The 1,398-nt window shown below is 73.6% G+C and carries 1 pseudogene; it reads right to left on the bottom strand.

Annotated elements, in window-relative coordinates:
* Positions 1-74 precede the first annotated feature (74 nt).
* Positions 75-839 (bottom strand): annotated as a pseudogene (locus ABZ641_RS37350) (molybdopterin dinucleotide binding domain-containing protein); the annotation flags it as partial.
* Positions 840-1,398: the final 559 nt, after the last annotated feature.

The raw sequence follows: 1,398 nt of genomic DNA on the forward strand, positions 1-1,398 counted from the left end.
GATCGACAGGGCCACCAGGCCCTCGACGGAGGCGACCTCCACGGCACGCCCCAGCACCCCGGCGGCAGGGCGGGTCAAGCCGCCGAGCGTTCGACGGTGACCTTGAGGTGCTTCATGATCGGCTGATCGCTCTGGGTGCTGTAATCGGCGAGCGCGCAGAGCACGTTCATCTCCGGCATGTAGCCCGCCGCGCAGCCGCGCGGGATGTCGTAGGGCACGGCGAGGTAGCCGTGCAGCGAACGGGTCGAGCCGTCGCGGGCGGTGCTGGTGATGTCGACCGGGTCGAACTCGCCGACGCCGCGTTCGCGCATGTCGTCGGCGTTCATGAAGACCAGGGTGCGCAGGTTCTTGATGCCGCGGTAGCGGTCGTCGTCGGAGTAGACGGTGGTGTTCCACTGGTCGTGCGAGCGCATGGTGCCCAGCGCCAGGGTGCCGGGGGCGGGGACGACGTCGGGCAGCGGCGCGGCGGAGAACTCGGCGCGGCCGGACGGGGTGAGGAAGACCAGCTCGCGGGCGGGCTGCCTGATCCGGAAGCCGAGCGGCAGCCGGACGCGGCGGTTGAAGTCCTCGAAGCCGTCGAGGACCTTCGCCATGGTGTCGCGGATCCGGTCGTAGTCCTCGACGTACCACTCCCACGGGGTGGCGCTGTCGGGGAGGGCGGCGCGGGCGATGCCGGCGATGATCGCGGGTTCGGAGAGCAGGTGGGGCGAGGCGGGCCGCTTCATGCCGACGGACAGGTGGACCATGCTCATCGAGTCCTCGACGGAGGTGCTCTGCACACCGCCGCGCTGGTGGTCCTTCTCGGTGCGGCCGAGGCAGGGCAGGATCAGCGCCTGCCGGCTGCAGGCCCTTGGTGTCGTCGGGCCAGGCGCAGCCGGGGCAGTCGAAGCCGGTGTTCTCGTGGTTCATCCGCAGGATCGCGCGCGGGCCGTCGACCAGGGCGCCTTCGCGGACGAGGACGCGGCTGACGCTCTTCGCGGCGCCCCAGCCGGCCGCGGGGTGGTGGTAGGGCCGGAACTCCGGCGGGCTGCCGGGGGCCGGCCCGGAGCCGTTGCCGGCCCGGTGGCCGTTCCCCTCGGCGGCGCCCGGTGTGCCGTCGGCGTCCTGCGTGCCGGCGGCGTCCGTCGCGACCGGTGCGTCGTCGTTGCGGTCGGAGGCGTTCACGGCACTCACCCTTCGGCGTCGGCGGCCCCCTCGGCGTCCGGTGCCCCGGCCCCGGGCCTCCTGGTGTCCGGGTCCGCGGCATCGGGACGCCTCTCAGGGCGCCCGCGGCGGGACGCGGGCCGGTGCCCGCTGCCCAGGCTATGCCCGGTGGGGATGCCGAGCCCGGAGACTCCCCCGTCGGGCAGGTCGACGCTGTAGAGGTGGAAGCCCGGCTCTTGCGGGGTGAAGGTGGCC

Source organism: Kitasatospora sp. NPDC007106, assembly GCF_040634455.1.
Classification (GTDB): Bacteria; Actinomycetota; Actinomycetes; order Streptomycetales; family Streptomycetaceae; genus Kitasatospora; species Kitasatospora arboriphila.